The organism is Limnospira sp. PMC 1279.21 (genome assembly GCF_032349615.1).
GTDB classification, from domain to species: Bacteria; Cyanobacteriota; Cyanobacteriia; order Cyanobacteriales; family Microcoleaceae; genus Limnospira; species Limnospira fusiformis.
Genome location: NZ_JARPLU010000232.1, coordinates 1 through 5,772 on the forward strand (window position 1 = coordinate 1; position 5,772 = coordinate 5,772).

Annotated in this window: 9 protein-coding genes; all 9 read left to right on the forward strand. The window is 37.6% G+C overall.

The window, feature by feature from the left end; genetic code table 11:
- Window positions 1–124: 124 nt before the first annotated feature.
- The 9 genes from P5683_RS22190 to P5683_RS22230 all read left to right on the forward strand — a co-directional run bounded on the left by P5683_RS22190 (window position 125) and on the right by P5683_RS22230 (window position 5,719).
- Window positions 125–538: a hypothetical protein gene (locus P5683_RS22190; RefSeq protein WP_051164783.1), complete on the forward strand. Its 414-nt coding sequence runs from the start codon at window positions 125–127 to the stop codon at window positions 536–538.
- A 228-nt stretch (window positions 539–766) separates the two neighbouring features.
- Window positions 767–1,012, forward strand: a complete 246-nt coding sequence (locus P5683_RS22195; protein ID WP_315642018.1) for a hypothetical protein — start codon at window positions 767–769, stop codon at window positions 1,010–1,012.
- A gap of 77 nt (window positions 1,013–1,089) precedes the next feature.
- Window positions 1,090–1,437 (forward strand): hypothetical protein, encoded by a 348-nt coding sequence (locus P5683_RS22200; RefSeq protein WP_315642019.1) that lies wholly within the window; start codon window positions 1,090–1,092, stop codon window positions 1,435–1,437.
- 589 nt (window positions 1,438–2,026) lie between these two features.
- On the forward strand, window positions 2,027–2,518 hold the full coding sequence (locus P5683_RS22205) for a hypothetical protein (RefSeq protein WP_315642020.1): 492 nt from the start codon (window positions 2,027–2,029) through the stop codon (window positions 2,516–2,518).
- A 63-nt stretch (window positions 2,519–2,581) separates the two neighbouring features.
- The gene (locus P5683_RS22210) at window positions 2,582–2,926 is read left to right on the forward strand and encodes a hypothetical protein (RefSeq protein WP_006625546.1); all 345 of its coding nucleotides are present in this window, start codon (window positions 2,582–2,584) and stop codon (window positions 2,924–2,926) included.
- On the forward strand, window positions 2,916–3,329 hold the full coding sequence (locus P5683_RS22215) for a DUF1064 domain-containing protein (RefSeq protein WP_193521160.1): 414 nt from the start codon (window positions 2,916–2,918) through the stop codon (window positions 3,327–3,329). The genes P5683_RS22210 and P5683_RS22215 overlap by 11 nt, the downstream gene beginning before the upstream one ends.
- Window positions 3,326–3,703, forward strand: a complete 378-nt coding sequence (locus P5683_RS22220; RefSeq protein WP_006622127.1) for a hypothetical protein — start codon at window positions 3,326–3,328, stop codon at window positions 3,701–3,703. Before P5683_RS22215 ends, P5683_RS22220 begins: the two co-directional genes overlap by 4 nt.
- A gap of 2 nt (window positions 3,704–3,705) precedes the next feature.
- Complete coding sequence (locus tag P5683_RS22225) at window positions 3,706–4,443, forward strand: hypothetical protein (RefSeq protein ID WP_006622128.1); 738 nt, start codon at window positions 3,706–3,708, stop codon at window positions 4,441–4,443.
- Between the two features lie 76 nt (window positions 4,444–4,519).
- Window positions 4,520–5,719 (forward strand): hypothetical protein, encoded by a 1,200-nt coding sequence (locus tag P5683_RS22230; protein WP_006668636.1) that lies wholly within the window; start codon window positions 4,520–4,522, stop codon window positions 5,717–5,719.
- Window positions 5,720–5,772 lie beyond the last annotated feature (53 nt).

Genomic DNA, 5,772 nt, shown 5'->3' on the forward strand with positions numbered 1-5,772 from the left:
AAAAACTCAAATAGAGTTACCGTCGGTTAGTAGGGATAAAATTACATGGGATAGGTGACAAAGGATATTTACTCAACCCAGTAAATCAGCCTTTACTAAAGGGAATATTAAGGTTACTTGTACTATGAGCAATGGCAGAAGATTCTCGTTTTTGGTTAATGAATCAAGCAAAAACGAAGCTGAAGCTCTATGCAAAGAGTTAGTTGATTTAACTGACGCTAGGATAGTTTACCCTATTACTTTTGAGGAAAGAAAAGGTTTTGGTAGTAGGCAAAATGCGAAAAGAATTAAAGAGAGTAAAATGTATATCAGTGAAGTGAAAATACTTAACTGGGAATTAATTGATAAATTTGAACAAGCTAAAATCGACTTAGGTGAAGCTAGTGTTTTAGCAATGTATCAGGACCCTAGAAAAGCCAAAGTCAAAATCCCTCTACATTTTGAGAGAAAACCTAGTTGGGTTGATAATGCCATACGGAAAGCCACGAGGACATCGTTAGAATTAAAAACCGGAAATCAACCCCCAACTACAACCTAATCATTGAGTCATATCAGTCACTAACTATCATCCACGATGAAAGAGATTACCAACATACTTAGACATGGTTAAACTGGTAGTTAGCGTAATGTTGGTATTGGTAGCGTACCGTCGCGTTTAACTCAAAAGCTGCTACATATATGTAGCTTCTGTTGAAAGAACCATAGCAGCCACAATCAGCAAATACACTGCTATAGTCTAGGTATTGAATAAAATCAAGGTGAGATTATGGCTACTAAGAAAACGCTAGGTGCTGCGACACTGGAAAACCAATTACTTGAAATTATTGAGCCAACCCAACGGATGCAATCTACTGCAAGTAATAATCCTGATGGTGCAACCGTAGTCACTGCTTATACCCGAAATATGGCTACAGGTCTCGTAACTGTTTCATTGTCAATTCCAACAGACGATGTTTTAGACCCTACTGACGGCAGTATTGATGTAATGGCTACAGAGCTATTTGTTGATTAATGGATATCGGGTAGGCGCTAATATCATCGTTTTACCTACCCTGATTTAGACAATTTAGGAAAAAGGAAACTAATGCCATGCCTTTAGCTGACGCATTTAACAAATACAAAGATGATTGGATGGCAAAGCTAGTAACAGCCAAGGGTCCACACCTAGGCAGAAGTCTAGTAGTTGAAGTTCCGGTAGATGCGACTTCAAAAATAGGCGTACCTATGCCTATGCTTTTACTCCACACTTTAAGTGGAAGTTCAGTAACTAATGAGCCAGCCAATGTTAGGGAATTAACCATTTGGAGACCACCTGTTAGCAATACTTCCACGCCTAATGCTAACAGACGTAATATCCTAAGAGGAACTCGAGTAAGAGCATACAAGAAGTCTGAATACACCCGCTTCTTTGTTGAGGCTCCGGTTAATCCTGGCTAGTGGCGTAAATACACCCAAACACGGGTAGGCGAAAAAATACTGAGATTTATCAGTATTAAAGCACCTCCTATCGTTTCTGTTAGTGGCTTGTTATATGTATTTGCTCACTATTTTACTATCAAGCCAGCATCATTAAGAACCTATAACAGTATGTTCAGAATTCCTAGCAGCGATGGGCTTGCCCTAGCTAACCTGGGTGAATTAACTGTTGAGAGAAGTGAAGCACCAAACCAAGTACAGGGTGAACTTTTCGCTGATGCTCCTGTTAGCAGCGAAGGCAATAAGAGTGTGAAAAAATAAATCAGCATCAAAAAGTAGACAAAGAGAATTGACCACTATATAAAAAAATAGTGGTCTTTTGTTTGAGTTGTATGTGGCGATAATTTAAACATTTCACAATTATGGTATAAAGTCAATAATTCTTTTATTTTTTTGGGCTTATATGTTTCTTATGTATTTATAAGTATTAATTAGATTAAAAATAATCATCATCAACAACAAAAAATATCAAAAACAGTGATTTCCAACTCAATAACTCAATCGTATTTTGGAAAAATGATTTTGTCCATGAGTTGAAAATCACTGACAGATGCGTAAAAACCAAAATACATTAGTAGACCAAAATACCGCTATTTACCAGCTTGACAAAGACAGCGTAAAAACCAAGGATACACATGGACTCTCACCTAGTGAATATCTGGCAATCTTAAAAAGGTTCAGCAACTTTGCCGGATTTCTTGACCAGGTAGTTCCTTATCTGCCATATCCCAAAACATCACCTATCTACACATTAAAAGAAAAGTTGGTGTTTGCATCTGTAACGGACGAAAAGGACTTTAATCTGGAATTAACTTACTCTGAGATTATCGCGTTAAAGAATAGCATTAAAGCTATTCTAACTCTGATTAAACTTGGTGGTGGTGTCAAGATACCACGTAAAGTTTCTGGTGCTATTGCTGACGATATCGCTGCCTTGGAGGGTCACTTTTTTAATCTCTCCGATAATCATGTTGACCCTGATATGCCCGAATCATTGCCTGACCCTGACCCGTTTTCAGATTGGCTTCAGACTAACGCCTAATTAGCAAAAAAAAGGCTACCCGTGAAAAGGTAGCCAATACACCAAACATCGAGGACTATCACCATGATATCAAAGCACTGGAAAGAAGTGCGGTTAAATCTCAGGAATATTAAACTTGACCCGTTGATGTATGTGGGAACGTCGTTTGCTATAAAGGTTCCTAACTATGCAGGAAGAGGACGACTTCAATGGCAATTAACAGCCGTTAAGTTTGATAAAGAATTTCTGGCTTATTGTCTGGGAGAAATGATTAAAAAATTAATTCCATTACACCCAGATAAAATTGAGGAAATTCTCAACGAGGCACTCGAATATTATCGAGCGGAATGGAACATTTATCAAGCTGAATCTGGCGGCGATAGAGAGCCAGATAATGAAACTTATTTTGGGGAGATAAATGATGATTAACAAGTATCATGCCAAAGGACAATACTACGACGGGTATTACTTTGGGTCAACATTAGAGAGCAAGGTTTATCACCTACTCAAAAAGTATGATGACAACCTATCAATACACCCCCGATTAACTTTGGTTGATGGTAAGAAACCTTGGCGACCAATTACTTGGAAACCTGACTTTTATAGTCCAGTTTTCAACCAATACATCGAAGTAAAGGGAACGCTAACACCTGATTTTAAACTCAAGATGCAATTGCTTCATTACCTTAATCCCGGAATGATTGAAGATATTTGGTTTGTCACTCGGAACAGGTCTTATCGCTGGCAAGGTATTTATTTAATGAATATCGATGAGTTCCAACGACATCTGAAAGCACAAGAATTTAAGTTAATAGGAGAACATCAACCGTGAGAAATCTACACTATAAAGGCATATTTAGCCTCAATGGTGAACTTGTGCAAACTCACTACAATCCGCATGAATTTGATAAAACTGCAATCATTGTGGCTTATCAAATTCTGACACATATTGAGGAACACAAAACACCTGAAGTAAAGAATATTACCTATCAGGTAATGGGTAGTTACAGACCACGTGGTGATTATCAAGGCTCTGCAATTATTAGACTTATCAAGCAAACTCACTTAGTTAAACTTGTTAAGGAGTCAAGACTTCGAGTCTATTTATCTGGCAATCCACTGTTTTGGGCTGCTTGTCGCCAAATTGCAGCCAGAATCGAATCACCTAACACAATCAACAATCAACAATTAACTGAGGAAGAGTAATCATGAGTATTGGATATTACGGTAAAAAAGATGACGATAAATTCGCATTCTGTAGCGCGGTTAAACCGGGAGAATCTGGAATATATTTGGAAATCACTAGCGCTATGTTTGTTGTACAATCGCCTCACCTGTGGCTTATTGGCTATGGATTAAGTGGTGATTTCCAGAACTTCAATGATAGGTCGTGGAAATTTGAAGAGCAATTAATCGCAGTACGCTTTTGTATTGCTGAGTACTCTAGTGAATATCAAGGGAAAAAACGGGAATACAAGCCTACTTCGGTTGAATTAGCGTTACTGCATTTAGTCGAAAGTGACGCTATGCTGACAAACGGTAAAATGATGTTTACCGGAACTGTAAATCTAGGACAATCAGCCACACGGGTAGCCGAGCGACTCCTTGAATTAGATAATACCACTGATTCAAATGATTTTGAATCAGCCAAGAATAAGCATGATTTAGCACGATTTATCCTCGAATACAGCACAGGATTAGATACCTTTGAGTCCACTGTTGCCGGGTACACTGTACAAGAAGCTATTGATTTTGTTGAATCAAAAACTAGTAAAAAAAATGGTAGCTTTGGCGGTAAGGCTAAATATAAAACCTGGGAAGAACGGGTTGAGTCTACAGCAAAAATTCTTGATTGTGAGCCTGATTTTGATAGCCTATACAGCAAGGTTAAAAAATTGGACGCTGATACCCTAATCGCGTTACTTGAGTTAATGAAACTCAGCTAATTACCACAAAAATTCCCCCCAATATTGGGGGGGATGACTACCATACAGCAAGCCAACATATTAAGAGGTCACTACCATGTCTGAGGACTATTTAGATTATAGGCTAATACGCGACTCATTGGCAGATGAATTAGAGGAAATAATCGTTGATGGTGCATTGGGTGAACAAATAGAGTCAATATGTAGAGCTTGTGCTATCCTACCCTATCCGGATGTTCAATTCCCAATTATTACTAGCTTTATTTGCTCACCTGTCACGCTAATGTCAACCGCTGGGTGCCTGTTTCTTTGGGGGTCTAGTGGAACGGGTAAAAGCCAGATAGCTACTATTGCGGCTTCACTATATAACGCCGACACAGTGTTAGCTAACAGTACATTTGCATCACTGAGAAACAAGATACAACAAGAAAGATATTACGACCCATTACGGAGTGAGTTTGAACGTAATTTTTTATTGGTCTGGGAAGATATCACCCCCAATTTATTAATTGAAAATGAAAATATGCTTTCACTGTTTAAAGTCTTCAACAGGAAAAATAGCCGAATAACAATTAGTAGTCAAACACCCGGTCAAAACATGATTTTTAATGCTTTCGCTTTAAAAGTAATTAATTCAATACATCCTTTATGGACGTTTTGGGAACTTAACGAACTTAAAATAAGGATGTTTCCTATGTGGTTTAAAAATAGACAATCAATGACAAGTGAAGAATATGCAGGTAATCAATTTGAATTGTCAGAACTTTCGGATATTGAGGATATAAATCTTGGTAAGATATCATCTCGCTTAGAAATGTTTTGGAGAGATATGAATAATTGCACTAATTACGCTCAAACCAAAAGAGGACTACAAAAAAGGAAACAAGATATAGCTAACTACAGATTATCCATTGATGTAATTGCTACTCATTCAATGATATACAAAACATCAATAGATAATTCAATCAAAGCATTTAACCGTTACTGGGAATTAGCAGAAACCAAAATATTCGCAGTATCTAGCGGAACAGAACAATTCTTAGACCATTTTATCGCTCCAAGTCTTGAGAGCAAAACTAAGCAAAATAAGCAAGCAACAAAAGCAGGTTTTCCTGAATTAATCGAACCAGTTACAGACATTGACCCTAAGACTCTGAAGATAGCCATAGAAACCGCCAAAAATGATGGTTATTTAGATTCACGGGTTACTGTAAATGAATTAACCAATTTAATGAAAAACAGAGGTTATAACATGATTAATGTTAACGGTAAAAACCTGTGGAAGCAAATCATTTGACTTCCAATTAGTTCATTGACCTAGGAGAATAACACAATGATGGCAGATATCAA

What these genes read in the sequence shown, in the direction of transcription:
- P5683_RS22190 (WP_051164783.1), top strand. Translation starts at nt 125, where the DNA reads ATGAGCAATGGCAGAAGATTCTCGTTTTTGGTTAATGAATCAAGCAAA.
- P5683_RS22195 (WP_315642018.1), top strand. Translation starts at nt 767, where the DNA reads ATGGCTACTAAGAAAACGCTAGGTGCTGCGACACTGGAAAACCAATTA.
- P5683_RS22200 (WP_315642019.1), top strand. Translation starts at nt 1,090, where the DNA reads ATGCCTTTAGCTGACGCATTTAACAAATACAAAGATGATTGGATGGCA.
- P5683_RS22205 (WP_315642020.1), top strand. Translation starts at nt 2,027, where the DNA reads ATGCGTAAAAACCAAAATACATTAGTAGACCAAAATACCGCTATTTAC.
- P5683_RS22210 (WP_006625546.1), top strand. Translation starts at nt 2,582, where the DNA reads ATGATATCAAAGCACTGGAAAGAAGTGCGGTTAAATCTCAGGAATATT.
- P5683_RS22215 (WP_193521160.1), top strand. Translation starts at nt 2,916, where the DNA reads ATGATGATTAACAAGTATCATGCCAAAGGACAATACTACGACGGGTAT.
- P5683_RS22225 (WP_006622128.1), top strand. Translation starts at nt 3,706, where the DNA reads ATGAGTATTGGATATTACGGTAAAAAAGATGACGATAAATTCGCATTC.
- P5683_RS22230 (WP_006668636.1), top strand. Translation starts at nt 4,520, where the DNA reads ATGTCTGAGGACTATTTAGATTATAGGCTAATACGCGACTCATTGGCA.